The organism is Enterococcus casseliflavus (assembly GCF_029215545.1).
GTDB classification, from domain to species: domain Bacteria; phylum Bacillota; class Bacilli; order Lactobacillales; family Enterococcaceae; genus Enterococcus_D; species Enterococcus_D casseliflavus.
In genome coordinates, this window is the sequence record NZ_CP119393.1 from 305,001 (window position 1) to 331,872 (window position 26,872).

Annotated in this window: 19 protein-coding genes, 22 tRNA genes, 1 riboswitch and 1 other annotated feature (1 of these 43 running past the window's edge); of the genes, 35 read left to right on the forward strand and 6 right to left on the reverse strand. The window is 46.4% G+C overall.

What is annotated here, in order from left to right; genetic code table 11:
• The 25 genes from P0G38_RS01425 to P0G38_RS01545 all read left to right on the forward strand — a co-directional run.
• Positions 1-68: transfer RNA gene (locus P0G38_RS01425), tRNA-Thr, on the forward strand; it begins 5 nt to the left of the window's first position.
• 10 nt (positions 69-78) lie between these two features.
• Positions 79-150: transfer RNA gene (locus P0G38_RS01430), tRNA-Gly, on the forward strand.
• A gap of 18 nt (positions 151-168) precedes the next feature.
• Positions 169-254, forward strand: a tRNA-Leu gene (locus tag P0G38_RS01435).
• 11 nt (positions 255-265) lie between these two features.
• Positions 266-339 (forward strand) — tRNA-Arg (locus tag P0G38_RS01440).
• An 11-nt stretch (positions 340-350) separates the two neighbouring features.
• Positions 351-424, forward strand: a tRNA-Pro gene (locus P0G38_RS01445).
• A gap of 13 nt (positions 425-437) precedes the next feature.
• Positions 438-510, forward strand: a tRNA-Ala gene (locus tag P0G38_RS01450).
• Between the two features lie 28 nt (positions 511-538).
• A tRNA-Met gene (locus P0G38_RS01455) sits at positions 539-612 on the forward strand.
• A 13-nt stretch (positions 613-625) separates the two neighbouring features.
• Positions 626-699, forward strand: a tRNA-Ile gene (locus tag P0G38_RS01460).
• A 26-nt stretch (positions 700-725) separates the two neighbouring features.
• Positions 726-815 (forward strand) — tRNA-Ser (locus P0G38_RS01465).
• Between the two features lie 66 nt (positions 816-881).
• Positions 882-955: transfer RNA gene (locus tag P0G38_RS01470), tRNA-Met, on the forward strand.
• Positions 956-993: 38 nt separating this feature from the next.
• Positions 994-1,070, forward strand: a tRNA-Asp gene (locus P0G38_RS01475).
• Between the two features lies 1 nt (position 1,071).
• Positions 1,072-1,142, forward strand: a tRNA-Gly gene (locus tag P0G38_RS01480).
• Positions 1,143-1,159: 17 nt separating this feature from the next.
• Positions 1,160-1,233 (forward strand) — tRNA-Ile (locus tag P0G38_RS01485).
• Positions 1,234-1,254: 21 nt separating this feature from the next.
• A tRNA-Ser gene (locus tag P0G38_RS01490) sits at positions 1,255-1,342 on the forward strand.
• 9 nt (positions 1,343-1,351) lie between these two features.
• Positions 1,352-1,423: transfer RNA gene (locus P0G38_RS01495), tRNA-Glu, on the forward strand.
• 12 nt (positions 1,424-1,435) lie between these two features.
• A tRNA-Ser gene (locus tag P0G38_RS01500) sits at positions 1,436-1,525 on the forward strand.
• Between the two features lie 66 nt (positions 1,526-1,591).
• Positions 1,592-1,665: transfer RNA gene (locus P0G38_RS01505), tRNA-Met, on the forward strand.
• Positions 1,666-1,704: 39 nt separating this feature from the next.
• A tRNA-Asp gene (locus P0G38_RS01510) sits at positions 1,705-1,778 on the forward strand.
• A gap of 8 nt (positions 1,779-1,786) precedes the next feature.
• Positions 1,787-1,859 (forward strand) — tRNA-Phe (locus tag P0G38_RS01515).
• 7 nt (positions 1,860-1,866) lie between these two features.
• Positions 1,867-1,937, forward strand: a tRNA-Gly gene (locus P0G38_RS01520).
• A 16-nt stretch (positions 1,938-1,953) separates the two neighbouring features.
• A tRNA-Ile gene (locus P0G38_RS01525) sits at positions 1,954-2,027 on the forward strand.
• 15 nt (positions 2,028-2,042) lie between these two features.
• Positions 2,043-2,114 (forward strand) — tRNA-Glu (locus tag P0G38_RS01530).
• Between the two features lie 91 nt (positions 2,115-2,205).
• Positions 2,206-2,287, forward strand: a riboswitch (SMK box riboswitch).
• A complete protein-coding gene (gene metK / locus P0G38_RS01535; RefSeq protein ID WP_005233362.1) occupies positions 2,285-3,469 on the forward strand; it encodes a methionine adenosyltransferase in 1,185 nt (394 codons plus the stop codon). (Overlaps the previous riboswitch by 3 nt.)
• Positions 3,470-3,535: 66 nt before the next feature.
• Positions 3,536-4,993, forward strand: coding sequence for an MDR family MFS transporter (locus tag P0G38_RS01540; RefSeq protein WP_016609940.1), 1,458 nt, complete (start codon positions 3,536-3,538; stop codon positions 4,991-4,993).
• A gap of 22 nt (positions 4,994-5,015) precedes the next feature.
• Positions 5,016-5,795, forward strand: coding sequence for an alpha/beta hydrolase (locus tag P0G38_RS01545; protein ID WP_275853805.1), 780 nt, complete (start codon positions 5,016-5,018; stop codon positions 5,793-5,795).
• A gap of 24 nt (positions 5,796-5,819) precedes the next feature.
• On the opposite strand, the gene mnmM is transcribed toward P0G38_RS01545, so the two are convergent.
• From mnmM to P0G38_RS01560, 3 genes are read right to left on the reverse strand one after another with little or no spacing between them, the layout of a single operon-like run.
• Positions 5,820-6,398, reverse strand: a complete 579-nt coding sequence (gene mnmM / locus P0G38_RS01550; protein WP_275853807.1) for a tRNA 5-(aminomethyl)-2-thiouridylate-methyltransferase MnmM — start codon at positions 6,396-6,398, stop codon at positions 5,820-5,822.
• The gene (gene mnmL / locus P0G38_RS01555) at positions 6,373-7,356 is read right to left on the reverse strand and encodes a tRNA modification radical SAM protein MnmL/YtqA (protein ID WP_275853809.1); all 984 of its coding nucleotides are present in this window, start codon (positions 7,354-7,356) and stop codon (positions 6,373-6,375) included. Before mnmL ends, mnmM begins: the two co-directional genes overlap by 26 nt.
• Positions 7,357-7,370: 14 nt before the next feature.
• On the reverse strand, positions 7,371-8,021 hold the full coding sequence (locus tag P0G38_RS01560; RefSeq protein ID WP_194193523.1) for a phosphatase PAP2 family protein: 651 nt from the start codon (positions 8,019-8,021) through the stop codon (positions 7,371-7,373).
• A 300-nt stretch (positions 8,022-8,321) separates the two neighbouring features.
• Here P0G38_RS01560 and P0G38_RS01565 point away from each other — a divergent pair, with 300 nt between their 5' ends.
• Complete coding sequence (locus P0G38_RS01565) at positions 8,322-10,019, forward strand: LysM peptidoglycan-binding domain-containing protein (RefSeq protein ID WP_081116953.1); 1,698 nt, start codon at positions 8,322-8,324, stop codon at positions 10,017-10,019.
• 42 nt (positions 10,020-10,061) lie between these two features.
• Positions 10,062-10,281: a binding site (T-box leader), on the forward strand.
• Positions 10,282-10,368: 87 nt separating this feature from the next.
• Positions 10,369-12,783, forward strand: coding sequence for a leucine--tRNA ligase (gene leuS, locus P0G38_RS01570; protein ID WP_010749009.1), 2,415 nt, complete (start codon positions 10,369-10,371; stop codon positions 12,781-12,783).
• Between the two features lie 105 nt (positions 12,784-12,888).
• Here leuS and P0G38_RS01575 read toward each other — a convergent pair whose 3' ends face one another.
• Positions 12,889-13,119 carry a hypothetical protein gene (locus P0G38_RS01575; protein WP_005227680.1) on the reverse strand — a complete coding sequence of 77 codons (231 nt, stop codon included), beginning with the start codon at positions 13,117-13,119 and terminating at the stop codon, positions 12,889-12,891.
• Positions 13,120-13,339: 220 nt separating this feature from the next.
• Between P0G38_RS01575 and P0G38_RS01580 the strand changes: the two genes are divergently transcribed.
• Complete coding sequence (locus P0G38_RS01580; RefSeq protein ID WP_005227682.1) at positions 13,340-13,639, forward strand: DUF5960 family protein; 300 nt, start codon at positions 13,340-13,342, stop codon at positions 13,637-13,639.
• 72 nt (positions 13,640-13,711) lie between these two features.
• On the opposite strand, the gene murE is transcribed toward P0G38_RS01580, so the two are convergent.
• Positions 13,712-15,232 (reverse strand): UDP-N-acetylmuramyl-tripeptide synthetase, encoded by a 1,521-nt coding sequence (gene murE / locus P0G38_RS01585; protein ID WP_275853814.1) that lies wholly within the window; start codon positions 15,230-15,232, stop codon positions 13,712-13,714.
• A gap of 199 nt (positions 15,233-15,431) precedes the next feature.
• On the opposite strand from murE, the gene P0G38_RS01590 reads away from it, so the two are divergent.
• The 3 genes from P0G38_RS01590 to P0G38_RS01600 all read left to right on the forward strand — a co-directional run bounded on the left by P0G38_RS01590 (position 15,432) and on the right by P0G38_RS01600 (position 19,086).
• The gene (locus P0G38_RS01590) at positions 15,432-17,078 is read left to right on the forward strand and encodes a putative polysaccharide biosynthesis protein (protein WP_015510492.1); all 1,647 of its coding nucleotides are present in this window, start codon (positions 15,432-15,434) and stop codon (positions 17,076-17,078) included.
• Positions 17,079-17,147: 69 nt separating this feature from the next.
• The gene (locus tag P0G38_RS01595; protein WP_118215432.1) at positions 17,148-17,867 is read left to right on the forward strand and encodes a pseudouridine synthase; all 720 of its coding nucleotides are present in this window, start codon (positions 17,148-17,150) and stop codon (positions 17,865-17,867) included.
• A 196-nt stretch (positions 17,868-18,063) separates the two neighbouring features.
• On the forward strand, positions 18,064-19,086 hold the full coding sequence (locus P0G38_RS01600) for a M23 family metallopeptidase (RefSeq protein WP_275853817.1): 1,023 nt from the start codon (positions 18,064-18,066) through the stop codon (positions 19,084-19,086).
• A gap of 92 nt (positions 19,087-19,178) precedes the next feature.
• Here the strand turns inward: P0G38_RS01600 and P0G38_RS01605 are convergent, their stop codons facing one another.
• Positions 19,179-20,033: an RluA family pseudouridine synthase gene (locus P0G38_RS01605; RefSeq protein WP_275853819.1), complete on the reverse strand. Its 855-nt coding sequence runs from the start codon at positions 20,031-20,033 to the stop codon at positions 19,179-19,181.
• Positions 20,034-20,224: 191 nt separating this feature from the next.
• On the opposite strand from P0G38_RS01605, the gene P0G38_RS01610 reads away from it, so the two are divergent.
• The 4 genes from P0G38_RS01610 (at position 20,225) to P0G38_RS01625 (ending at position 26,856) form a co-directional block, all read left to right on the forward strand.
• On the forward strand, positions 20,225-22,387 hold the full coding sequence (locus P0G38_RS01610; RefSeq protein ID WP_005227705.1) for a PBP1A family penicillin-binding protein: 2,163 nt from the start codon (positions 20,225-20,227) through the stop codon (positions 22,385-22,387).
• 70 nt (positions 22,388-22,457) lie between these two features.
• Positions 22,458-22,799 carry a YlbF/YmcA family competence regulator gene (locus P0G38_RS01615; protein ID WP_005227708.1) on the forward strand — a complete coding sequence of 114 codons (342 nt, stop codon included), beginning with the start codon at positions 22,458-22,460 and terminating at the stop codon, positions 22,797-22,799.
• A gap of 194 nt (positions 22,800-22,993) precedes the next feature.
• A complete protein-coding gene (locus tag P0G38_RS01620; RefSeq protein WP_010749015.1) occupies positions 22,994-24,184 on the forward strand; it encodes a metallophosphoesterase family protein in 1,191 nt (396 codons plus the stop codon).
• A complete protein-coding gene (locus P0G38_RS01625; RefSeq protein WP_275853823.1) occupies positions 24,181-26,856 on the forward strand; it encodes an AAA family ATPase in 2,676 nt (891 codons plus the stop codon). Before P0G38_RS01620 ends, P0G38_RS01625 begins: the two co-directional genes overlap by 4 nt.
• The last annotated feature ends 16 nt before the right edge of the window (positions 26,857-26,872 follow it).

Consider the following 26,872-nt stretch of genomic DNA (forward strand, 5'->3'; position numbering starts at 1 on the left):
CTTAGCTCAGTTGGTAGAGCATCTGATTTGTAATCAGAGGGTCGAGGGTTCAAGTCCTTTAGCCGGCATCAGGAATATGCGGAAATAGCTCAGTGGTAGAGCACCACCTTGCCAAGGTGGGGGTCGCGGGTTCGAACCCCGTTTTCCGCTTTGCCTTAGCAATTTTCAGCCGGGGTGGCGGAACTGGCAGACGCACAGGACTTAAAATCCTGCGGTGAGTGATCACCGTACCGGTTCGATTCCGGTCCTCGGCATTTCATAATATGCGCCCATAGCTCAATTGGATAGAGTGTTTGACTACGGATCAAAAGGTTAGGGGTTCGACTCCTCTTGGGCGCGCTTTTTAATAACGGGAAGTAGCTCAGCTTGGTAGAGCACTTGGTTTGGGACCAAGGGGTCGCAGGTTCGAATCCTGTCTTCCCGATAATTTTTCAAAAGGGGCCTTAGCTCAGCTGGGAGAGCGCCTGCTTTGCACGCAGGAGGTCAGCGGTTCGATCCCGCTAGGCTCCATATCATTTGAATAAATGATTCTTTTTTACGCGGTGTAGCTCAGCTGGCTAGAGCGTCCGGTTCATACCCGGGAGGTCGGGGGTTCGATCCCCTCCGCCGCGATTTTTAAGAGCCTGGACCTTTAGCTCAGTTGGTTAGAGCAGACGGCTCATAACCGTCCGGTCGTAGGTTCGAGTCCTACAAGGTCCATTGTGGCATTGTATCTGTTTTATTATGGAGGATTACCCAAGTCCGGCTGAAGGGAACGGTCTTGAAAACCGTCAGGCGGGTAAAACCGTGCAAGGGTTCGAATCCCTTATCCTCCTTAACTGTCTCTTTTGTTGCGAGCAAAAGAATCACAGTCTTTTAATTACTGTAAAGTAATTACTTATCGCGGGATGGAGCAGTCTGGTAGCTCGTCGGGCTCATAACCCGAAGGTCGTAGGTTCAAATCCTGCTCCCGCAATTGCTTTTGTTTTCAAAAGCGTAATAAAAGCTAAATATGGTTTGGTAGTTCAGTTGGTTAGAATGCCTGCCTGTCACGCAGGAGGTCGCGGGTTCGAGTCCCGTCCAGACCGCCATGCGGGTGTAGTTTAGTGGTAAAACCACAGCCTTCCAAGCTGTTGTCGCGAGTTCGATTCTCGTCACCCGCTTTAGCTTTTATTTTTTGGGGCCTATAGCTCAGCTGGTTAGAGCGCACGCCTGATAAGCGTGAGGTCGATGGTTCGAGTCCATTTAGGCCCATCAAAATGTAGTCATACATTTGGGGAAGTACTCAAGTGGCTGAAGAGGCGCCCCTGCTAAGGGTGTAGGTCGGGAAACCGGCGCGAGGGTTCAAATCCCTCCTTCTCCGTTTTTTATTGGTCCGTTGGTCAAGTGGTTAAGACACCGCCCTTTCACGGCGGTAACACGGGTTCGAATCCCGTACGGATCATTTTTTACTTTTGGAGGATTACCCAAGTCCGGCTGAAGGGAACGGTCTTGAAAACCGTCAGGCGGGTAAAACCGTGCAAGGGTTCGAATCCCTTATCCTCCTTAACTGTCTCTTTTGTTGCGAGCAAAAGAATTACAGTCCTTTAATTACTGTAAAGTAATTACTTATCGCGGGATGGAGCAGTCTGGTAGCTCGTCGGGCTCATAACCCGAAGGTCGTAGGTTCAAATCCTGCTCCCGCAATCGCTTTGTTTAACGGCAAAGCAGCAATACAAAGCTTCTGGTTTGGTAGTTCAGTTGGTTAGAATGCCTGCCTGTCACGCAGGAGGTCGCGGGTTCGAGTCCCGTCCAGACCGTTGTTTTTGGCTCGGTAGCTCAGTTGGTAGAGCAATGGATTGAAGCTCCATGTGTCGGCAGTTCGATTCTGTCCCGCGCCATAGGAATGCGGGTGTAGTTTAGTGGTAAAACTACAGCCTTCCAAGCTGTTGTCGCGAGTTCGATTCTCGTCACCCGCTTTGCATTTTTTATTTGGGGCCTATAGCTCAGCTGGTTAGAGCGCACGCCTGATAAGCGTGAGGTCGATGGTTCGAGTCCATTTAGGCCCATTACATTTTCAAACTGGTCCGTTGGTCAAGCGGTTAAGACACCGCCCTTTCACGGCGGTAACACGGGTTCGAATCCCGTACGGATCATGCAAACACTCTTGAGAGTGTTTTTTTATTGCCCAAAAACGATCTTTTTATCATTTTCTCAAGCATGAGCAGTCAAAATTTGTTATAATCAGTCCGTTGCAAGTTCCCGAAAGGATTCGCAGCTGCGAAGATGCCTTGTAACCGAAACATATATTAGGGGGAATACAAAAATGACAGAGAAACACTTATTTACATCAGAGTCCGTTTCAGAAGGACACCCAGACAAAGTAGCCGACCAAATCAGTGATGCCATCTTAGATGCGTTGCTTGCCGAAGATCCAATGGCACGGGTCGCTTGCGAAACGTCAGTTACCACCGGATTGGTTTTAGTCTTTGGAGAAATTTCTACTTCTGCTTATGTAGATATCCAAAAAGTCGTCCGAGAAACCATCAAAGAAATCGGCTATACACGAGCAAAATTCGGCTTTGACGGCGATACGGTTGCTGTTTTGGTAGCAATCGATGAGCAATCACCAGATATCGCTCAAGGCGTCGACGATGCTTTAGAAAGTCGTGGAGAAACGGATAAAGAAGATATCGGTGCCGGCGACCAAGGCTTGATGTTTGGTTTTGCCGTTGATGAAACACCTGAATTGATGCCTTTACCGATCGCGTTGAGCCATCGGCTGGTACGTCGCTTAGCAGAGTTGCGTAAAAACAACGAACTAAGTTACTTGCGTCCAGATGCAAAATCACAAGTAACCGTTGAATATGATGATAACGATCAACCACAAAGAGTGGACACCGTCGTTATTAGTACCCAGCATGATGATGCGGCTGATAATGAAACGATCCACCGTGATGTCATCGAAAAAGTGATCAAAGAAGTGATCCCTGCCGATCTTTTAGACGAGCAGACAAAATATTATATCAATCCTACTGGTCGTTTTGTGATCGGCGGTCCTCAAGGGGATGCCGGTTTGACTGGCAGAAAAATCATCGTTGATACTTATGGCGGCTATGCACGTCATGGCGGCGGTGCGTTTTCTGGAAAAGATGCAACCAAAGTTGACCGTTCAGCCAGCTATGCGGCTCGCTACATTGCCAAAAACATCGTAGCAGCAAAGCTAGCCAAAAAAGTGGAAGTACAATTAGCCTATGCGATCGGTGTGGCACAGCCCGTTTCGATCAGCATCAACACTTTTGGTACAGGAACCGTCAGCAACGAGCGCTTGATCCAAGCGGTACGGGAAAACTTTGATTTGCGACCAGCAGGAATTATTGAAATGTTAGATTTGCGCCGTCCGATTTATCGTCAGACTGCCGCTTACGGACATTTCGGTCGTACAGATATCGATTTGCCATGGGAACGCACCGACAAGGTGGCGGCACTTTTGGCAAGTGTGAAGGATTAAAAGAGGCGACCTCTATTGGTGACTATCAATAGAGGTTCTTTTTTTTGGAGTAAAAGGAGGAGTTATATGCGAACCAATGTAAAATTAGTCACCATTGCGGTTTTTGTCGCAACGTTTATGACCGCGATCGAAGGAACGATCATTACGACAGCGATGCCTACCATCGTTAGTTCATTGAAAGGGATCGAGATCATGAACTGGGTCTTCTCGATCTATCTTTTGACCAGTGCGATGTTGACCCCGATCTACGGCAAGTTTGCCGATAATATCGGCCGCAAACCAGTCTTTTTATTTGGGACGTTGCTGTTTATTATCGGGTCGGCGTTTTGTGGGATGGCCAACACGATGTTGACGTTGATCATTGCCAGAGCGTTGCAAGGATTAGGCGCAGGTGCCATGATGCCCGTTGCCCTAACGATCATTGCGGACCTGTATCCCGTTGAAAAGCGGGCGAAAGTCTTAGGGCTCAATAGTACGGCTTGGGGGATCGCCAGTGTCGTTGGTCCCTTAGCCGGTGGCTTGATCGTAGATACGATCGGGTGGCATTGGATCTTTTTTATCAACGTACCCATTGGATTAGGGCTGATTGCCTTGATTTGGTTTTATTTTCATGAAGAAAAAAAGGCCTTTGCTGCAGTCAACATTGATTATGCAGGCAGTCTCTTGTTGATGTTGACGCTAGTAGGGCTCCTGCTAGGCTTCCAGTTGCTGGGAGATTATGGTGTGAGTCTGCCTGTCCTCAGTCTGTTCGTTTTTTCTGTCCTTATGTTCATCGGCTTCGTTCGGGTGGAGAAAAAAGCAGCAGATCCGATTATTGATCTGAAGCTGTTTCACTCAAAATTATTTGTGGTGGTCAATATCGTAGCAGCTTTGGCGAGCGGCTTCTTGATGGGGATCGATGTTTATATCCCAATGTGGATGCAAGGGGTCTTAGGCATGAGTGCGGGGATTGGCGGGCTTGTGTTGGCACCGTTGTCGATTTTATGGATGATTGGTTCCTTCTTAGCCAGCCGTTGGTTGACACAGCACAGTGTCAGCTGGGTCTTGACGGTTAGCTTGTTGATCACGGCTACCGGTGCTTTGTGGCTGTTTTTGACACCAGCACAGACGTCATTCTGGTTGTTCTTGGTCATTTCTTCTATTACTGGCGTCGGGTTAGGGGCAACGATGGTGGTTTGTACGGTTACTGCCCAAACCAGCGTTGGCCCCACGCAAGTCGGCGTGGCGACTTCTTTCAATACCCTGTTGCGAACGATCGGGCAAACCATCATGGTAGCGGTCTTCGGTATCGTTTTAAACACCAGTAATAGCGTAGGCTTAGCACAGGCACAAGTCAATGATAGCAGTGTCATGAATCAGCTAGTAGATCCAGCCGCTGCGCGCCAGCTGCCAACCGCATTACTAGGGCAATTACGGGAGATTCTTTATAGCGGTCTACACTGGGTTTTTGGGATCGGTGTTTTACTTATTGTGCTAGCGATTGGTTTGACCCGCACGATTTCGCGAGAATCTGGTACAATATAAAAAAAGGATCGCAGGTGATTGTATGGCTTTTTTACAAGCAAATATCTATTCAAATGTTCTTGAAATGGAGGTAATGATCGATGTGATCTTGCCTCAAAGTACCAAGAAAAAAATCGGCACGCAAAGCCAATCGACGGGCACAGATCTCCCGGTGCTTTATTTATTGCATGGGATGAACGGAAATCATAGTGTCTGGCAGCGACGGACGTCGATCGAGCGGTATGCCGCAGAGTATCAACTAGCGGTCATCATGCCGTCTACTGATCTGGGTTGGTATACCGATACGACCTATGAGATGAAGTATTGGACGTTTATCGCCGAAGAATTACCACAGATTTGTCATGAGCTGTTTCCTCAGCTGACGCAAAAACGAGAAAAAACTTTTGCGGCTGGGCTTTCGATGGGAGGCTATGGAGCAGTAAAACTCGGACTGAGAAAGCCTGACCAGTTTGCGGCGGTAGCCTCTTTGTCTGGGGCATTAGCGCTGGCTGAAAGCACGGATTCCTTGCTACAGCTGCGAAGCCAAGCTTATTGGGAAGGAATTTTTGGACCATTAGAGCAATTCAAAGGGTCAGAAAATGATTTGATCCATCTGATTGAGACCATCGATCCAAGCACCGCGCCGCGCTTTTTCATTAGCTGCGGAACCGAGGATCAGCTGTATCCAGCAAGTGAATATGCGGTGGATAAGCTGCAAAAACGCAAACTAGCCGTAACGTTTGAATCGGGAACTGGGGATCATGATTGGAATTTCTGGGATCAATGGATCCAACGAGTCCTGCAATGGCTTTTTAGTGAATAAAAAAACCATCAGTCGATCGACACCTTAACGTGCCGAGGACTGATGGTTTTTTCGTTCGATACAAAATAAGATCGGCGGTTGGTTGCGCTGATTGATAAATTGATAGGAAAGGACATTGAACTTCTCTTGCGGCAGCTGCTGACAAAAGGAGTGGACTTCTTTCAGCTCTGCTTCGCCGCCAGCGTGTCCATAATAGCAGACGAGGATGATTCTACCTTTCGGGGCTAAACGTGTCAGTAAAGCTTCTAAAGCCGTTTTCGTTGTATCAGGCAGCGTGATGATCGCTTTGTCCCCTTTCGGCAAGTAGCCTAAATTGAAAATGGCGGCGTGAACCGGACCACTCACAACCTCTGCCAACGTCTCATGGCCTTGATGGATCAGCTGGACTTGCGCCAACAGCTCTTTTTCAGCCAACCGCTTTTTGGTAGCTTGCAGGGCTTGTTCTTGAATATCAAAAGCAAACACCTGACCAGTCGGTCCAACTAAGGAAGCCAATAATTCCGTGTCGAAGCCGTTGCCCATCGTGGCATCAACAGCGGTTTGTCCCGGTTGCAGAACTTCTTTTAAAAGGGTGTGGCTATAGCGCATGGCGGTCGGCAGCATTGACAGGCTCCTTTCGCACATTGAATTTCCCTTGATAGGAGTTGCGGCGCAGCATTTCTTGATCGATCTCATTCAAGACTTCCCATTTTTTCAAACTCCACATGGGACCTACCAGAGAATCCCATGGTGCATCGCCTGTCAAGCGATGAATGATGATCTCTGGGGGGATCATTTCTAACTGATCGCAGATCAATGACACATAGGTATCGCGCCGCATCAATTGCAAACGTCCTTCATGATAATCCCGCAGCATCCGAGTATTGCGCATCAAATGCAGCAGGTGCAGTTTGATGCCTTGGATATCAGAATCTTGAATGGTGCGGCGGACATTTTCTTGCATCATCTCGATCGTCTCGCCTGGCAGGCCATTGATCAAATGGGTACAGACACGAATATTGTGTTTGCGCAGGCTGGCGACGCCGTCTAAGTAAGTTTGATAATCATGGGCGCGGTTGATGGCATTGCTCGTGGTTTCAAACGTCGTTTGCAGTCCTAATTCGACCCATAAATAAAAGCGTTGATTGAGCTCTGCTAAATAGTCAACGACATCTTCTGGTAAGCAGTCTGGTCGGGTCCCGATGGAGATCCCAACAACACCAGGTAGTGTCAGCACTTGCTCGAAGCGTTCGCGGATCAATGCCAACGGTGCGTGGGTGTTCGTAAAGTTTTGAAAATAGACAATGTATTTGTCCACTTGCGGCCACTTTTTGTGCATCATGGCGATCTCTTTTTCAAACTGCTCTGGCAGTGGGGCTTCAGGAGCTACGATCATATCGCCAGAACCGGACACACTGCAAAATGTACAGCCGCCTTTGGCAACGGTGCCGTCACGATTGGGGCAGTCGAAGCCCGCATCGATGGGGACTTTAAAGATTTTTTCGCCAAATTCTTGCCGCAAAGCAAAGTTCCACGAATGGTATCGTTTGTTTTTATCTTCTGCATAAGGAAATGGATTCATTTTTTTACCTTCTTTTATAATTGTTTACGCGTGAAGCGCCAGACAAAGCGTTTTTGCAAGTAGTACGGATAGGTCAACAGCAGCCAAGACAGGCCGACACAAAAACCGCCTAACACATCGCTGGGAAAATGCACACCAACATAAATACGGCTGATGCCGATGCAGCCAATCAAAAGGCCCAGCAAAAGGCGGATGCCCCATTGCCAAAAAGGCTGCTTAAAGAAAACTGGGACCAAGAAGAGCAAGGTGCCATAAAAAATCATACTGCCCGTCGAGTGTCCACTGGGGAAACTGAAACTTGATTCCGTGACTAAGTGTTCAAGAGTTGGGCGCTCCCGTAAAAAGACCAGTTTGATCAATGGATTAAAGAGCCCAGCAATCCCGATGGTACCAATACTGAGCCATAGAGCTTCAGCATAATACTTGTTGATCGCTAAGACAGCTAAAACAGCGAGAAAGAGCAAGATGATCGTGGTAGGATTCGCAAATTTTGTGACCCATAGAAAAAACGGTGTCCAAAACGGGTAGCCGCTGCGGATGATGCGAGTCAAGGTTTCGTCAAAGGAGACCAACCAAGTAGGGTAAAATTTCACGACATAGCCGAGAAAAACGAACAGCAGTAAAAAGCAACTGCCCGCAAATTGAAAATAAAGTTTTTTATGCATGAATAAGCCTCGTTTCTAGAGAATTTCTGTCAATTATTGTCATTAAGTCAAAGAGACATCTAGTAGGTATTATAGCATTTATCACAAGTCGGAAAAAGCAGGGAACGAGCAAGGGGTTACTCGTCTGAGCAAGCAATACGTTTATCGGGAGCAGGCCAATTGCTTCATTGCAATAAATGTTCGTTTGATTACAAAGAGTTTACAGTTTCTGAAATCGGCTCAAATACCTTTTATAAATTCTTAAGAAATTGTATACTAAACCTACGTTCACTATAAGGAAAAAACGGAGGAATAACGGACATGAACACGAGTCAATCAAGAAAAGTACATCGTCAAGCAGACCAATCGGGCGATAAGTATCGAGTGATCAAAAAAAGTGCAGTTGTTTTAGGAACAACACTGACTGCTTGCTCTGTTGTAGCTCCATTGGTGTCATCGGTTCAAGCAGAAGCCGTAGAGACCTCGATCGCCCAAGTTTCTACTAGCAATTTTGCCGCGCCGAATACTTCCGCGTTTATTGCTGAAATCGCTACGTACGCCCAACCTGTGGCAAACGCCAACGATCTATATGCTTCTGTGATGATCGCGCAAGCCATTTTAGAAAGTGGTTGGGGCCGAAGCAGCTTATCAAAAGCACCGAATTACAATCTTTTTGGGATCAAAGGCAGCTACAACGGTCAAACCGTTTATATGAGTACCTTGGAGTACTTGAACAATCAATGGTTGACTATGAATGAACCCTTTAAGCGTTACCCATCTTACACGCAATCATTTGAAGATAACGCACGTACTTTACGCTCAACTTCTTTACAAAGCGGTGTCGCGTATTATTCTGGCGCTTGGAAAAGCAATACGACTTCATATCTTGATGCAACCGCATGGCTAGCAGGCCGTTATGCGACTGCACCAAACTATGCCTCTTCACTGAATGCCGTGATCCAGCAATTTGGGTTGACGAAATATGACACGCCAGCTTCTGGCAATGCCGGTGGTGGCGCCACAGCCAGTGCTTCAACGAGTACGACGACCACGACATCAGCTGTCAGCACGAGCGGTAGTCAAACCTATACAGTCGCTTCGGGGGACTCAGTCTGGTCGATCGCCAACAAACATGGCATCTCCATGGATCAGCTGCGCAGTTTGAACAATATCAAAAACGATTTTGTTTATCCAGGACAAACCTTGAAAGTCAACGGCAGCGCCCAAAGTACTTCGGCAACTTCAACGGTATCGATCGTCAATCGCAATGCTTCAGCAACTACATCAGGCAATACCTACACCGTAGTTTCTGGCGATTCCGTTTGGTCGATCGCCAATAAGCATGGCATTTCGATGGATCAATTTCGCAGTTTGAACAACATCAAAAATGATTTTGTCTATCCAGGGCAAAAAGTTGTCGTTAGCGGTGGTTCGTCTACGAATACCAGCAGTACTACGACCGTCAGCACAGCATCAACGGCTAGCCAAAGCAGTGGCGGCACCTACACGGTGGCAGCTGGCGATTCAGTCTGGTCGATCGCTAACAAGCATGGCATCTCGATGGATCAGTTCCGCAGCTTGAACAATATTAAAAACGACTATGTTTATCCAGGTCAAAAGGTGGTTGTCAGCGGTAGTTCTACCCGTACAAGTACAACGACGAGCACGACCGTCAGCAGCCAAACCAGCAGCAGTGCTGCAGGCAACACCTATACGGTGGCTTCTGGTGATTCAGTCTGGTCAGTTGCCAATAAACACGGGATTTCGATGGACCAATTCCGCAGCTGGAACAACATCAAAAATGATTTTATCTATCCAGGACAAAAGGTGGTCGTCAAGCAAGGCGGCACGGCAGCTACTACCAGCACTTCAGCGACAAATGGTACGTACAAGGTCGCATCGGGGGATTCTGTTTGGGGGATCGCAGATAAGTTCGGCATCACGACGGATCAATTTATCCAATGGAACAATATTCAAAATAACTTTATTTACCCAGGACAAACAGTTAGGGTAAAATAGATTGCTATTCCTAATGATTTTTGTTAGGATAAGTGCAAAGAAACTTTCACGTTTGAGAAGGAATAGTAGAAGTACGGTGGGACTTTTAGAGAGTGCATGGTTGGTGGAAATGCACAGCACACCTTTCGAACTCGTCTTCGAGTGATATCTGACTGAACCTGATTTGGCTAGGCAGATACGGCGATGGCCGTTAAAACATCGAGGTCTGCTTTTTTGAGGAGCAGATAAACTTAGGTGGTACCACGTTGATAACGTCCTATAAAAATCATAGCGATTTTTATAGGACTTTTTTTAAGTTTTGCTGGTTGATTTGACGAGCAAAACACCAATTTTTTAGGAGGAGTCCATCGTGAATTACAATCACAAAGAAATCGAAAAAAAATGGCAAAAATATTGGGCAAAGAAAAATGAATTCAACACCCATGATGAGCCGGACAAACCAAAATTTTATGCGCTAGATATGTTCCCATATCCATCTGGACAAGGATTACATGTCGGACATCCAGAAGGCTATACAGCTACGGATATCTTGAGCCGCTTCAAACGCAGCCAAGGGTACAATGTACTGCACCCAATGGGCTGGGATGCCTTTGGTCTGCCTGCCGAACAATATGCACTAGACACTGGAAATGATCCAGCGGAATTCACGAAGAAAAATATTGAGACCTTCCGCCGTCAAATCAATGCGCTAGGGTTCAGCTATGACTGGAATCGTGAAATCAATACGACAGACCCTGAGTACTACAAGTGGACGCAATGGATCTTTACCAAGCTTTATGAAAAAGGGTTAGCTTATGAAGCCGAAGTTCCAGTAAACTGGGTACCAGAGCTTGGGACCGTGATCGCCAATGAAGAAGTCATTGACGGCAAAAGCGAACGGGGCGGCTACGATGTGATCCGCAAACCGATGCGCCAATGGATGCTGAAAATCACGGCGTATGCTGATCGTTTGTTGGACGATTTAGAAGAAGTTGATTGGCCAGAAAGCATCAAAGAAATGCAGCGCAATTGGATCGGACGTTCGGTCGGAGCCAACGTAACGTTTAAAGTGGCAGGGATGGAAAAAGACTTTACCGTCTTTACGACTCGCCCAGATACCTTGTTTGGTGCGACCTACGCCGTATTGGCGCCAGAACATGAGCTAGTGGCCCAAATCACTACACCAGAACAAAAAGCAGCCATTGATGCCTATGTAGAAGAAGCGTCGAAAAAATCTGATTTGAACCGAACAGATTTGGCCAAAGAAAAAACTGGTGTCTTCACAGGTGCCTATGCCATCAATCCCGTGAATGGCAAAGAGATCCCGATTTGGATCGCCGATTATGTTTTGGCTTCTTATGGAACAGGTGCGATCATGGCGGTTCCTGCCCATGACGAACGTGACCACGAATTTGCCAAAACATTTGGCTTAGAGATCATTCCTGTATTGGCAGGGGGCAACGTGGAAGAATCTGCCTATACCGAAGATGGACTGCATATCAATTCAGACTTTTTGGATGGGCTAGACAAAGAGACAGCCATCGAAAAAATGGTCGCATGGTTGGAAGAAAACCACGTTGGGAAAAAAGAAGTCAGCTATCGTCTTCGCGATTGGTTGTTCTCTCGCCAACGGTATTGGGGAGAGCCAATCCCAATCATCCATTGGGAAGATGGTACGACTACGACGCTTCCTGAAGATCAGCTGCCGTTGCGTTTGCCAAAAACCGACAATATCAAACCAAGCGGTACTGGTGAATCGCCATTAGCCAATGTCACAGATTGGGTCAATGTCACCGACCCTGAAACCGGGAAAAAAGGACGTCGTGAAACCAATACGATGCCGCAATGGGCTGGAAGCTCATGGTATTTCTTGCGCTTTATCGATCCTCATAATAAGTCTGTTTTGGCAGACTACGACAAATTGAAACGCTGGATGCCAGTCGATATTTATATCGGTGGCGCAGAGCACGCTGTCTTGCACTTGCTTTATGCTCGCTTCTGGCATAAATTCTTGTATGATATCGGTGTCGTGCCAACGAAAGAACCATTTGAAAAATTGTTCAACCAAGGGATGATCCTTGGGGAAAACAATGAAAAAATGTCAAAATCCCGCGGCAACGTCGTTAATCCAGATGATGTCATCAATCAATACGGTGCGGATACTTTGCGTCTATATGAAATGTTTATGGGACCATTGGATGCATCGATCGCTTGGAATGAGAATGGTCTTGAAGGCAGTCGTAAATTCTTGGATCGTGTGTGGCGCTTGATCGTCGATGAAAATGGCAAAATGCGTGACCGCATCACGACATTCAACGATGGCAAATTGTCGAAAGTTTACCATCAAACCGTTAAGAAAGTGACGGAAGATTTTGAGCAGCTGCACTTCAATACGGCGATTTCCCAATTGATGGTCTTTGTCAATGAAGCGTACAAAGCCGATGCCTTGCCTTACGAATATGTCGAAGGATTTGTGCAGCTATTGGCTCCGATCGCACCGCATATCGGGGAAGAGCTATGGTCGATCCTCGGGAATGACCATGGGATCTCTTATGTGCCATGGCCAACCTATGACGAAAGTGCCCTAGTGGAAGACGAGATCGAAGTCGTCTTTCAAGTCAACGGCAAAGTTCGCGCCAAAGCAATGGTGCCAGCGGATGCCGAAAAAGCAGTGCTTGAACAATTGGCGCAAGAAAACGAACTTGTCCAAGAACAGCTCCAAGGAAAAACGATCCGTAAAGTGATCGTCGTACCGAACAAATTGGTCAATATCGTTGCAAACTAAACGCTAAAAAATAGCTGCCTAGCAGATCGAGGGTCTGTTAGGCAGCTTTTTGGTGACGACAAAGAAAAAAAGTGTTACTGAGTGGTTCTCAGCAACACTTTTTTGTTATTTTTTGCGAATGATCCCATAGAACAAAGCGGCTGTTGCGACCAATGGAATCAAGATCACTAGTAGAAAGCCGTTTGGATACGTAGCGCGAGTGAAAATTTCTGATGAAGCATCACTTCCGCCAAATAGATGATTGGAAATCATGAACTGAGCCATCATAGCAACGATTGCGACAAAACCAATTGCAGCACCAGTACCGACGAAAATTTTTTTCTTTGCGTTGTTCATTACATTTGCCCCTTTTATAGTCTCTATGTATCATTATACAAAATTTGGATGCGTGTTCAATCTGATTTTGTCAAATAATTGATTCGTAATACACTTGAAATGTTTCTGACATATTTAAGCACCAGAAGAGTAAAAATTCCCCTGAAGACCGATCATATTATTCGCTGATCCTCACGGACTCTCGTATAATAAAGTAAGAGAAAAGAAAGAGGGGACTTACATGGAGTATCAATCATTTGAAGGCCAGTCGGCTTTTTTTGAAGATTATGCACGGATTGCCAAACCTGGCTATGAGGAAGAGGCAGTCACTGCCGATGTCTTGGAACAGTTGAATCAACAATTAACAGAAGAAGAGCTGTTTTACCGTTTAGCAGCCGAAGATGCCAAAGAAGGGCAAGTCTTTTTGTTTCCTTTCAGCAAACGAATGTTTACCGAAGACCTTGACGCCGCCATTTCAACAGAATTCCGTTATGATGGCGCACCCTATGTCTATGAGACTTACGAAGACGAACAACCTTAGTCACGCAGAAAAAAAAACTTTCAGATGATCTGTTAAATCATCTGAAAGTTTTTTTGTTGAGGCAACTTGTTGCTATTGGTGTTTGGCTTGCTGCTGCGCTAAGGTCAAGTCACCGATGTAAGGGACTTTTTTTCCAGCGACTTTCAAGTATTGTTCGGCGCCTTTGCCCGCAATAATCACGATATCCTTACTGTCTGCATCAGCAATCGCTGATTTGACGGCTTGAGCCCGATCCATCTCATGAATGATGGCAACTTCAGGATTGGTGATCGCAGCTGCGATTTCTTTTGCGATTGCGGATGCTTCTTCAAAATCAGGATCATCGCTGGTCAGGTAGACTTTGTCCGCATATTCTCCTAGCGCTCGTCCCATATCTGCTCGGCGAGATTGGGCTTTGCCGCCAGCACTGCCAGTGACAAAAAGCAGGCGGCCTTCTGGGCGCAATTGGCGGGCAAGTTCACTTAATGATTGGAAGCTAAGGTAATTGTGGGCATAGTCAACGATCATGACTGCACCATTTTCTTTTTCTAAAACGATCATTCGTCCAGGGATGATCACTGTCGGCAGGACTTTCTGAGCGTCCTCACGAGAGGCACCCGCTAAGCAGGCAGCTAAAATCGCCGCAGCGGCGTTCTCATGGTTGAAAGAACCTAAGATCCCCAGTTGATATTCACCAGAGACTTGCAAGACATCAGAAGCAGCTGACAGCGCAAAGCCTTTTAGATCTGTCCCTTCTTGGACGACATAATCGGCGTCTGAACGTCCGTAGGTGATATAAGGAACTTGATGGACTTCACAAGTTTCTCGCAGCAAGTGGTAGTGATCGCTTTGGCGATTCAAAATCATCTGTTTGCTGTTGCGGATCAGTTCCCGTTTGCAGTAAAGGTAATCGTCATAAGTTGGATGTTCCACTGGTCCAATGTGATCAGGCGAAATATTCAAGAACGCGCCAATATCAAAGGTAATACCGGCGACCCGTTTGGTTTTATAGGCTTGGGAAGAAACCTCCATCACAAGATGGGTCATGCCGTTTGTGACAGCCTCGGCCATCATCTTATAAAGATCCAGTGTTTCGGGGGTCGTCAACACTGCTTCATTAAAGGTTTTTCCGTCGACTGAGTTTTCCTCAGATGAAAAGAATGCTACTTTTTGACCCGTCGATTCTGCTAAAATCGCCCGGGCAAAATAGGCGCAGCTGGTTTTGCCTTTTGTTCCCGTGATGCCGATGGTCACCAGCTGTTCTTGAGGATGGCCATAAAACGCTTGAGCGATCACTGCCATCGTTTCTCGAATGTCGGTGACGATGATTCCATAAGTTGCAAAGTTGTCATAGGGCGTTTCTGAAATGTAGCACTGAATCCCTTGGTCAATGGCGGCAGCCAGGTAGCTTTCTTTAAAAGAAGCCCCTTTACAGAAAAAAAGCGTCGCCGCATCGGCTGTTCGCGAGTCGTAGCTTAATGAGGTAAAGGCAAGATCAGTCATTTCTTGCGGCACGGTATAAACCCAATCAGTGGGGGTGATGATTTCTTTCAATAGGTTTTCCTGCAATAAGAGCTTGCGGATCTGTGGCACGGTAATGAGTTCCTTTTGCATCGTTGTTCTCCTTCATTCCTCTAAAGATTTCTCTTATTATAGCATAACTCCTAAAAACCGCTGTTTGGGAGGGAAAAGTTTTCTTTTTTTTCTCCTTATTTTGAAGAAACTTTAAGATGTTGCAAAAATAGATTGCGACCAACCCTTTTTCGAATTAAAATGGAAGGGATATGTTTGTAGAAAGTTGGAGATAATGGCGATGGATAAACACATGCGTTCAGTGTCAAAAGAATTAACTACACAAGAAAAAATGGCTCAAGGATCTGCTTGGATGACGATGGGAAATATCGGCTCACGTTTGCTTGGCGCTATTTACATTTTACCCTGGTATTATTGGATGGGCGCAAATGCGGATAAAGCAAATGCGTTGTTTGGAATGGGCTATAATGTTTACGCCTTATTTTTAATGATCTCCACTGCGGGGATCCCTTCAGCAATTGCCAAACAGATTTCTTTTTACAATTCTCGCCAAGAATACCGCACGAGTCAGAAGCTCTTTTTACGAGCGTTTCAATTGATGGCAGGCTTTGGCGTGGTGACCGCTGGAATCATGTATTTGGCAGCCCCATGGTTGGCAACGGCTTCAGGCGGAGGCGCAGAATTGATTCCTGCGATGCGCTCATTGAGTATTGCTTTATTGGTTTTTCCTTGTATGAGTGTCATGCGAGGGTATTTCCAAGGAAACCAAGACATGAAACCTTTTGCGATCTCGCAAGTCGTTGAACAAATCGCTCGTGTCTGTTATATGCTTTTAGCGACCTTTATCATTATGCGGGTCATCGAAGGCGAATACACGGCAGCCGTGACGCAATCGACCTTTGCCGCCTTTATCGGTGTCTTAGCCAGCATTTTGGTATTAGGCTATTACTTCCAAAAGCAGCGGGTGCGGATGGATGTTTTAGTCGATATGAGCAAAGAAGAAACGGTGCTGCAAACCAAAGAGTTGGTTTTAGCGACCATCAAAGAAGCGATCCCTTTTATTATCGTAGGCTCAGGGATCACGATTTTAAAATTGGTGGATCAGTACACCTTTGTTCGAATGATGAGCAGTTTTACCGAATTTTCAAATGATCAGCTCTTAGAACTAATGGCGATTTTCGGCAGCAACCCTGATAAGCTGACGATGGTGGTTATCGGATTAGCTACTTCCATGGCTTCAACGGGACTGCCTTTGATCAGTGAAGCAGTCGCCAAAAAAGACAAAAAGAACTTAGCCAAATTGATCAGCAACAACTTGCAATTGTATTCCTTTGTAATGTTTCCAGCGACTTTTGGGATGATCGTACTGTCTTATCCTCTATACACCTTGTTTTATCGTCCAGATGCGTTAGGGGCGAGCGTCTTAGTCGCTGCCTGTCTGTCTGGTCTGGTCTTGGGCTTGTTTATGCTTAGTTCGAGTATGCTGCAAGGGATGTACCACAACAAAGAAGCGGTTGTTTTCTTCTTTGTAGGATTACTGGTGAAAGTGATCTTGCAGTATCCAGCGATTCGTTTGTTCCAAGTCTATGGACCGTTGGTTTCTACCACGATTGCCTTAGGGATCGTCTGCTGGTTAAATATTCGCAAAATGATTCGCAAAGGCCATTTCAATGTAAACTTAACGTTGCGACGGACATTATTGATTGGCGCGATGACGATCATTATGGTGATCGCAGCGTTGATCGCTCGCCAACTCTTTGGGCTTGTCTTGAGCTCTGAAAGAAAAGTCCAAGCCTTTATCTTGAGCTTGCTAGTAGCAGGAGTCGGCGGCAGTGTATACATCTACATTGCGCTGAAATTGCGTTTAGCTGAAAAATTACTCGGCTCATCAATGGTTCGTTTACGCCAGAAATTACACATCAAATAAAACTAGAAGCAGCCGCTGAGCCTCCTTTGTGAGACCTTGGCGGCTGTTTTATATGAAAGGAAGAAACCGATGCGTTTAGACAAATTTTTAGCGGATATGGGCTATGGCTCCCGCAAAGAAGTGAAACAGTTGATCAAAAAAGGTCTCGTGACCGTCAATGGACAAGTCATCAAAAGTGACAAAGCACAAGTACAAGAAACACAAGATACCGTTTGTTTTGAGGGGGAACCCATCGCCTATCAAAGCCAGTTTTATTATTTGCTGAATAAACCCGCCGGCGTGATTTCGGCAACCGTCGATTCCTATGAAGAGACGGTCTTAGATTTGTTTTCTGAAGAAGCATTTCGCGAAGATCTGTTTCCAGTAGGACGGTTGGATAAAGACACCGAAGGCTTTTTGCTGATTACGAACGATGGCGGATTGGCGCATCAATTATTGTCGCCTAAAAAGCATGTGGAAAAAGAATATTATGCCCAAGTTGAGGGAATCATGACAGCGGAGGATCAAAAAATCTTTGCCAAAGGCATCAAATTAGACGGCGAGTGGACTTTGCCGGCTGAGCTGCAGATCCTCAACGTCGATGAAGACGAAATGCGCAGCGAGATCAAACTGATCCTCCATGAAGGCAAGTTTCATCAAGTCAAACGGATGGTCCATGCAGTAGGAAAAGAAGTCGTTTATTTGAAACGGATTCGCATGGGCGGGCTGTCCTTGCCAGATGATTTGGCATTAGGCGAGTATCGGGAATTAACGTCTGAGGAATTGGCGAAGCTGCAAGAGCGAGGATAAGGCGGTTGGCGAGCTAAAGAAATTCTTATAAAAGTTGTTATTCGGCTGCAATATTTGTAAAAAAAGCCCGTTTTATAGGTAATTTACATGAAAATTTGCAACAATAGACTTTAAACTGTTGGAAAAACCCTCTTTTTTTTCATGAATAAGCATGTTAAAGTAGCCAAGCTACTAAAAAAAAGAAGGAGTTGCCTCATTGAAGAAAAAGATTTTTTTATTGCTCGCCCTTACGTTGCCGCTTTTCCAGCCAGCTGTCAGTTATGCTGCTGAAACGAAGAGCACCGAGGAACTGACGGTTTTGACTGCAGAACTTGCCACGTATGAAGAGGAAGTCACCACTAGCCAACAGAAAGTCACAGCGCTGGAAAGTCAATTAGCGGATTATCAGGAAGAATTAAGCCAATTAGCACAAGAAAGCCAGGAAGTTCAAACGCAGATCGCTGCTCTGAATGACCAAAAAGCCCAGCATCAAGAAAGCCAAGCGCCAAGCAGCCTGGTAGTCGACGGACCACAAGCCACGATCCAACAACTACGCAAGTTTAGTGAACAACAAGCGGCTTTACGGGAAGTGAACCAACAATTGGCGGAAAAAGAAGCCCAACAGCAACGAATCACTTCGTACCAAACCTTGACGCAAGCCCAATTAGTACATAGCGAAGAACAATTAGCAACAGCCAAAAAAGAATTGCAGTCCCAACAAGAGCAGCTGCAGCAGACGCAAGCGCAAGTACAAGACTTGCAAGAAAAAGTGGACAAAGAAGCAAAAGCCGCTGAAGAAGCAAAACAAAAAGCCAAAGAAGCAGCAGAGAAAGCAGCAGCCAGTGAATTTTCACTGCCAATCACGGGCTCCGTATCGATCTCCAGCGGTTTTGGTACTCGAGCAGACCCGACTGGTTTTTCAGGGACGCAGCATGACGGGATCGACTTCACAGGTCAAGCGGGGGAGAAGATCGTCGCCGCTCGTGATGGACAGGTAGAAGATGCTGGCTATGGCCCAAGCACTGGAAATTACGTGATTTTGGCTCACGATAATGGCTTTTACTCGTATTATTTTCATTTAACAGCTGTCAGTGTCTCGAAGGGGGCAACCGTTGCAGTTGGCGAGCAAGTCGGTACGATGGGGACGACTGGAAACTCGACTGGCGTCCATTTGCACTTTGGATTGAGTAAGACGTTGTGGTCAGATTTCGTTGATCCAGCAGCTTACTTACCGCTATAAGCCGAAGCACCGAGTAGAAACATTGAAAAAAACATCTGAAACCAAAAAGCATGACTGACAAGAGGGGTTCCTCAAGTCGTCATGCTTTTTTTTTACCACAAGCCCGGTTGAGCGATGATCACTAACTGTTCTTTGGTAAAGGGATGCTCCAGATGCAATTCATAGCCATGCAGCAGCAAACGCGGCGCTGGTTTGTTTTGGTAAAGCGGGTCACCGACGACTGGATGACCGATACTGGCAAGGTGGACGCGAATTTGGTGGGTCCTCCCCGTATCTAACACACAATACACATCGGTCGTCTTTTGTTGGGTGTGGGCGATGGTTACATGGGTGACGGCTGTCTGACCGTTGCGGGGGTCAATGATTCGCTTGCGACGATCGTGACGGTCACGACCGATTTTTTTGGCGATCGTTTGATCTTGCGTAAGTTTGCCCCAAACTGTGGCTTGATAGCGGCGGAAAATCTGTTTGTTTTCCAACATTCGACCCAAGATCGGCAACACCAAAGGATTTTTTGCGAATAAAACGACACCGCTGGTTTCTTTGTCTAGACGATGGACCACATAAGGCTGCTGCTGTTTCGGCGCAAGGTAAGCAGCTGCATCATTCAATAGGGTATCTGCTTCTAATGGCTGATTTGGGTGCGTCTTGACCCCCGCAGGCTTGTTCAGCACCAATAAGTGCTCATCTTCAAAAAGTACGTCGACTTTGTCTGCTTGGCCTAACTGGATCGGCTGATAGCTGTAATCACTGTCTTCAATGATCAAAGTGATTTGATCGCCGCCACGAACTTCTTGATGAAACATCGCGGGCTGCTGATTGACGGTAACATTTTTCCGTGTGCGCAGAAAATGGCGCACTTTTCGTGGGACGAGCCACTCCCGTTCCAACAAATCGCGAAGCGGCATGGGCGGGTGATTTTCGGGTAAAGTCATGGTGTATTCCATAAAAACGTCCTTTCTTTGCTGTTCGCTATCGACTATTATAGCATCTTTAAGCTTTTCTTATAAAAAAAACAATAAAAAACAGAGCATTCAATGCTAGAATAATAAAGCATTCTTTTCGAATGAAATTACATCTAGAGCCGTATAACAAAGAAAGTCATTTATGCTACACTTAACCAAAGGAGCGTGAAGTAATGGATTGGAAACACATCCTTCACAAAATAAAGACCGGTTGGCTGACCTTTTGGCGCTGGTTAAAACCGTATTTGCAGCAATTTCATCAATGGCGCAAGCGGGTTTGGAAAAAATACCACGTAAATAAAATTTTTATTTTACTTAGTTTAGTTGCTATCTTAATCATGAGCGGGTATTTGTTTTATATCGCCAAAAATACGAAAGTCAGTGAATTAGAGTCAGGTCTGAAAGAATCGACGGTGATTTTTGATGCCAATGGCGATGAAGCAGGGCAATTGTACTCGCAAAAAGGCACGTACGTTTCTCTTGATGCCATCTCCAGTGATGTGGTCAACGCTTTGATCTCAACCGAAGACCGCAACTTCTATAATCACCACGGGTTTGATATCAAGGGGATCGCTCGGGCAGCCCTACGTATGCTGGTCAACCGCAGTGCCGAAGGCGGTGGGGGAAGTACCATCACCCAACAGCTTGCCAAAAATGCCTATTTGTCCTTGGATCAAACCTTTAGTCGAAAAGCCAAGGAGCTTTTCTTAGCGATCGAGATCGAGAAGAAATATTCCAAAGATGAGATTTTGGAAATGTATTTGAACAGTTCCTATTTCGGTAACGGGGTTTGGGGCATTCAAGATGCCTCGCTAAAATATTTCGGTGTCAATGCTTCTGAACTAAGCGTGGGAGAAGCTGCGACGTTGGTGGGGATGCTCAAAGGTCCTTCGATCTATAACCCGATCGACAATCTGGAAAACGCCACGAACCGTCGCGATACCGTCTTGAGTTTGATGGTGGATAACGGCAAGTTGGACCAGTCCGTTGCTGACCAAGAATCACAAGTTGCCTTAGCCAATTTACTGTATGATGGATTTGGCAATTCAGAATCTGGCTATAAGTATCCTTATTATTTCGATGCGGTCATCGATGAAGCCGAATCCTATGGGTTGGACGCCGATGATGTCATGAATCGCGGCTACAAGATCTATACAGCCCTGGATCAAAACTACCAAGCGCAAATGGAAGCTGCCTATAAAAACGATGCCTTGTTCCCTGAAAATGCCGCTGATGGCACGATGGTGCAATCTGGCTCTGTCGCACTTGATCCGAATACTGGTGGGGTGCAAGCGGTGGTGGGTCGTCGTGGCGAGCACGTCTTTAGAGGCTTTAATTTTGCCACGCAAATGAAACGTTCACCAGGCTCCACGATCAAACCGATCAGCGTCTTCGCCCCTGCCCTAGAAGCTGGGTTTGAACCCGACAGTATCCTGAAAGACGAGCCCCTCGATTTTTATGACGCTCAAAACTTTGATGGGACCTATGCTGGCGAAGCAGTCATGTATCAAGCCCTTGCCCAAAGCTTGAATCTGCCAGCAGTTTGGCTGCTGCATGAGATCGGCTTAGATCGTGGGTACAGCAAAGCACAAGAGTTTGGACTTTCCTTGACCGAATCTGACAAATATTATGGCTTAGCATTAGGTGGTTTGGAAAAAGGGGAATCACCCATGACGATGGCAGCAGCGTATGGCGTTTTCGCAAATGGCGGGTATTACTACAAACCGCATTTGATCACCAAAATCGTTGATTCTACCGGTGCAGTGATCGTTGACAATACGTCTGTGCAAGGCAAACGGGTGATTTCTAAAGAGACCGCTGATAAAATGACGAGCATGATGCTGGGCACCTTCTCTAACGGGACGGGTGTTAGTGCCAGTCCGTACGGCTTTACGATCGCCGGCAAGACGGGTACGACAGAGACCAACTTTGATGCTTCTAAGGTAAATGACCAATGGATCGTCGGCTATACTCCTGATATGGTTCTTTCAACTTGGTTAGGATTTGAGCATGTGAGTGAAGATCATTACTTAACGGGAACTAGCGGACAAGTCGTTGGGAAAATATTCAAAGCAGAGGCCGAAAGCTTACTGCCTTATAGTCAAGGCACCCAATTCCAAGTTGCAGACGCTTATTGGACAGGTGGAAAATTGATGGCAGCCGATGAAGTACCAGATCCTGAGAGCAGTACGTCACAAAATGGCAATGATTGGCAGAAAACCATCGATGACTTTGCCGAAAGCGCCAAAGAAGGCATGAAGGAATTCGGCAGCAAGATCAAAGAAGGAACGAAAGAACTGTTTGGCGGCTTGTGGAATTCCATCAGCGGAAATTAAAGGAATTAGGCAACTGCTAGTCTAGAACCTGAGAAGAATGGTATACTAGAAAAAAAGAGGAGGCGTCAAAATGGCAAATATTTATGATACAGCAAACCAATTAGAACGTGAATTACGCGAGTCAGAACAGTTTCAAGATTTGAAAGGTTCTTTCGACCGCTTGAAAGCAAATGAAGAAGCGTATGCGTTATTCAAAGAGTTTCAAGAGTTGCAACAAAGCCTGCAACAAAAAATGATGGCCGGCGAAGAAATGACAGAAGAAGAAGCGCAAAAAGCCCAAGAATTATCGCAAAAAATTCAACAAGACGGCATTGTTTCTGACTTGATGCAAAAAGAGCAAGCCTTCAGCTTAGTAGCCAATGACTTGAACCGCATCATCATGGGTCCTGTAAGAGATCTATACGAAGCGTAATCGCCAACAAACAAAGACCAAAGAAGCAAGTGAATCTTCAGAGCAATCGGCTGCAACTGCAAGAGCCTTTTCCAAAGAAGTTTCAAAATCGCTTCTTTGGTTTTTATTTATGAAAAAGGCGAACAAATTTTCGTATTTTGCTGACGAAATGCCTGAGAAATGTTATGATAGAAGCATTAAGGAGGGAGAAAGAAATGCGATTTTTACATAGTGCAGACCTGCATATCGACCGGTCATTTGAAGGGGTTCATTTGTTATCTGAAAAAGTGAAGACCCAACTCCCTGCCATCAATCAAAAAATCATCCGTAATTTGGTGGATGTTGCCTTAGAAAAAGCGGTCGATTTTGTTTTGCTGGCTGGGGATACATTCCATCAAGCACGGCCGAGTCTAAAAGTGCAGCATGACTTTTTTGCCCAATTACAACGACTAGGGGAAGCACAGATCCCAGTCTATATGATTTTCGGCAACCATGATTATTATGATCCACAACGGTATTGGTTTGCTTTTCCAGAAAATGTCATTCTCTTTTCATCAGAAGAAGTTCAAACGGTTCAAGGAACAACGAAAAACGGTGAAACCTATGCAATCAGTGGATTTAGCTACCAACATCCTTGGATCACTGAAAATAAAGTAACAGAATTTCCTGCAAGAGCAGCGGTGGATTACCATATTGGGCTTTACCACGGGGACCAAGCTGGTGAACGGTATGCCCCCTTTTCAATCAGTGAAATGAAGCAAAAAGGCTATGATTATTGGGGCTTGGGGCACATCCATGTACCTAAGACGCTCTCAGAGCAGCCACCGATTCTCTATCCAGGTACACCTCAAGGAAAGACCAAGAAAGAACAGGCGACTGGGGTGATTTTGGCAGACTTAACGCCGCAGGGACCAACGATCGAGCGCTTGGAGATCGCAGAGATCGCTTGGCAAAAGCAAGTGGTCTCCTTAGCGGATGTGACTGCCTCGAATGCCGTATTGCCAGCGATCATCGAGCGCTTAAAAAGTCCTCGTTCGCGCTTGCTGCATCTGGTGTTGACCGATGTGCAGCAGCTGCCGCCAGATTGGTTTCCAGCTGCGGAAAAAAATGAATGGCTGACCTACCTCAATGAACGGTTGGCACAAACAGAGCCGCTGCAAGTGATCTATGCCCTTGAAGTCGAGCAAGCCAATGAAGACAAGATCGCATTGGCGGTATCAGAAGATTATATGCTGCAGTTTTTAGCGATGTATGAGTCACCAGAGATGTTTGCGGACCGACTGTCGGATCTATTGCAGCATCCGCTGATCCAGCGGGGGATCACCCATGAATCATTTCAAGAAGAAGTCTTGCAGCAAGCCAAGCAATTGTTGAAAGACGACTTTCAATGGGAGGAGCAGTCATGAGAATTTTAAAAGCAGAGATTACCGGTTTTGGGAAATACCATGAACAAAGCTTTGCCTTTCATCCGCAAAATCAGCTGCTCTTTGGGCACAACGAGATCGGAAAATCGACGTTGTATCAATTTATAGCCGCCATCTTGTTTGGCTTTCCGAAAAAGACAGCCAAGAAAAAAGACTATACCCCCAAAAACGGTGCTGCTTACGGTGGCAAGTTATGGTTGGCGCTGGAACCCTTCGGCGAAGTGATCGTGGAACGCTATCGGCAAGTGGACCGTGGTCGTGCCAAAGTCCATGTCGCTGGCCAGACGGTCGATGAGCAATGGCTAGCACAACACCTGCAGCCCCTCAATCGAGCATTGTTCTTCGATGTCTTTACTTTTCAGCAAGAGCAATTGACCCAGATCGATAAGCTAGAAGAAAATGAGCTGCACCAAGCGTTGATTTCTCTAGGGATCAGCGGCAGTCAAAAAATGCTGCAGCAAGTGGCGCAATATGAAACCACCAATCAGCAGCAATACAAGCCACGAGGGCAAAAGCTGCCTTTGAACCAAGCGTTAAAACAATTAGAAAAACTGCAAAAAACGATTGCGGAAAAAGAAAGCGAAGAAAGCCGCATCCAACAGCAGTATCAACAGATCGCCCAGCTGCAAGAACAGATCCAAGACTTGCGGCACCAGTATCAAGCATTGAATGACGCTTATCAGGAAAATCAGCAACAGCTGAGTCACTGGGGCCTTTATGAAGAGTGGCAGCAAATGGCACCAGCAGATACGCTAGCCGATCCTCAGCAAGTCCAAGCCATCAAACAGTTTTATCAGCAGTATCAGCAGCTGACGGAAGAAATTCGCAAAAAAGAAGCCGAATTAGATCAGTTGGAGCAAGGAAAAGAATCAGACAAGTATTTCTTTTACCTTGATCACGAGCATCAGATCAATCACTTGCTGCAGCAGCAAGTGACGATGGCGCGTTTGGCAGATCGTGAAGCAGCAGCCAATCAACAAGAAACTGTCGCCATCACAGAGTTGAATCGCTTGATTGAAAAGCGCCAGTGGAGTAGAGAATCGCCGCCGCTAGTAACGGCTTCGATCCATGAACAAACCACACGTTTACTGCAAGAACGTGTGCAGTTAGAAGAGCTCGAAAAGCGCATGAGGCATTTAGAAGAAAAAGCGCAACCTTTGCAAGCCACCGCGGCCCGCTTAGAACAGCAGCATCCTCAATTGATTGGCCGCAAGCCCGTTTCTCGCCCACTATGGCCGCTAGGGATCGTCGGTGGGCTAGTCGCAGTGATCGGTATCTTTTTGCCAAGTCCGTGGCGCTGGCTTGCATTAGGAGCGGGGATCGTAGCGATCATCGGCAGTATTTTGCCGCTGATGAAAGTAGCACCAAACAAGCAGCAAGGCATCAAGCAAGAATGGCAGACGGTCCTCATGCAGTTGGATCTGCTGGGCGAAGAGTTGGCACAGCTGGAAAATGAACAGCAGCAAAAGCAACAGCAGATCAGCCGTGCCCACCAAGCGTTGACACCCTTTTTTGGTGATTTGCCGGTGGAAAACTGGCAGTCGTATCTATTCGCCTATGATGAAGATGTTGCTAGCTATCAAGCCTACTCGCAGCAGCGCAAGCAAGCCTATCAAGAACGGCAAGCGGTCACGGAAGAATTGGCCCCCTTTGAGGAGCAATTCCGTCCGTATGCGGAGTGGCTGCCGCTGCAAAACAAAACCTTGTTAGAAAAAGCGGCGATGTTGCAGAAGTTTCATGAAGAGATGCAAACGATCAAGCTTTCGCGGTTGCAACAACCTAGCACGTTATTGGCCCAACAATTGACCCGTACCCGCAACGAACGCGACCAGCTGTTTGCCCAAGCCAGTGCGCTCTTGCAGCAGCAAGGGTTAGATCACCCTGCAGAAATCAGCCTCTGGTTGAAGCAATGGGAAGCAGCGCAGCGCACGCAGCAGCGAGCAGAAGAATTGGCGGGGATGTTAACACCGATCTATCCCAAACCAGTCACACAAGCAGAATTGCTGCAGCAAAAAGACCAGATCAAGCAGCAGCAAACACAGCTTCAGGCACAAATGCAGCAGTTGACGGAGCACAAACAACGCTTGGAATTAGAAGCAGCAGCCAGTCAAAAAAACGGCACCTTGAATCAGCTTTATCAAGAAGAAAGTGAGCTAAAGGCGGTCATTGAAGAACTCGCTGTGGCTTGGGGCAGTCGTCAGTTGGCGGCTTCAATTTTGACGGATGTCACGACTGAATTGTCAGAACAGCAATTGCCGCAGCTATTGTCAGCCGCTTCGACTTATTTTGAACAGCTTTCAAACGGACGTTATCAAAAGATTCTTCTGGAAAATGGTCTGTTAGTAGCGGCAAATGCCAGCGAGACCTTTTCGATCATCGACTTGTCCACAGGAACGAAGGATCAGTTGATCATGGCGTTACGTTTCGGTTATCTAGCGCTGCAAAAAAATCATCCGTTGTGCCCGATCATTATTGATGATGGCTGGCTGCATTATGACAGTGTTCGTAAGGAACGCTTCGCAGCACTATTAAAAGAGTTTGGACAAAGTTATCAAGTAATTTGTTTGTCTTCTGACCAAGAAATGGTAAGCTATTATCAGAAGTACCAGCAGCCTATCCAGGATCTGAGTAAAGGAAGTGAAAGATTTGGCTGATCGGCCAAATAAGCCC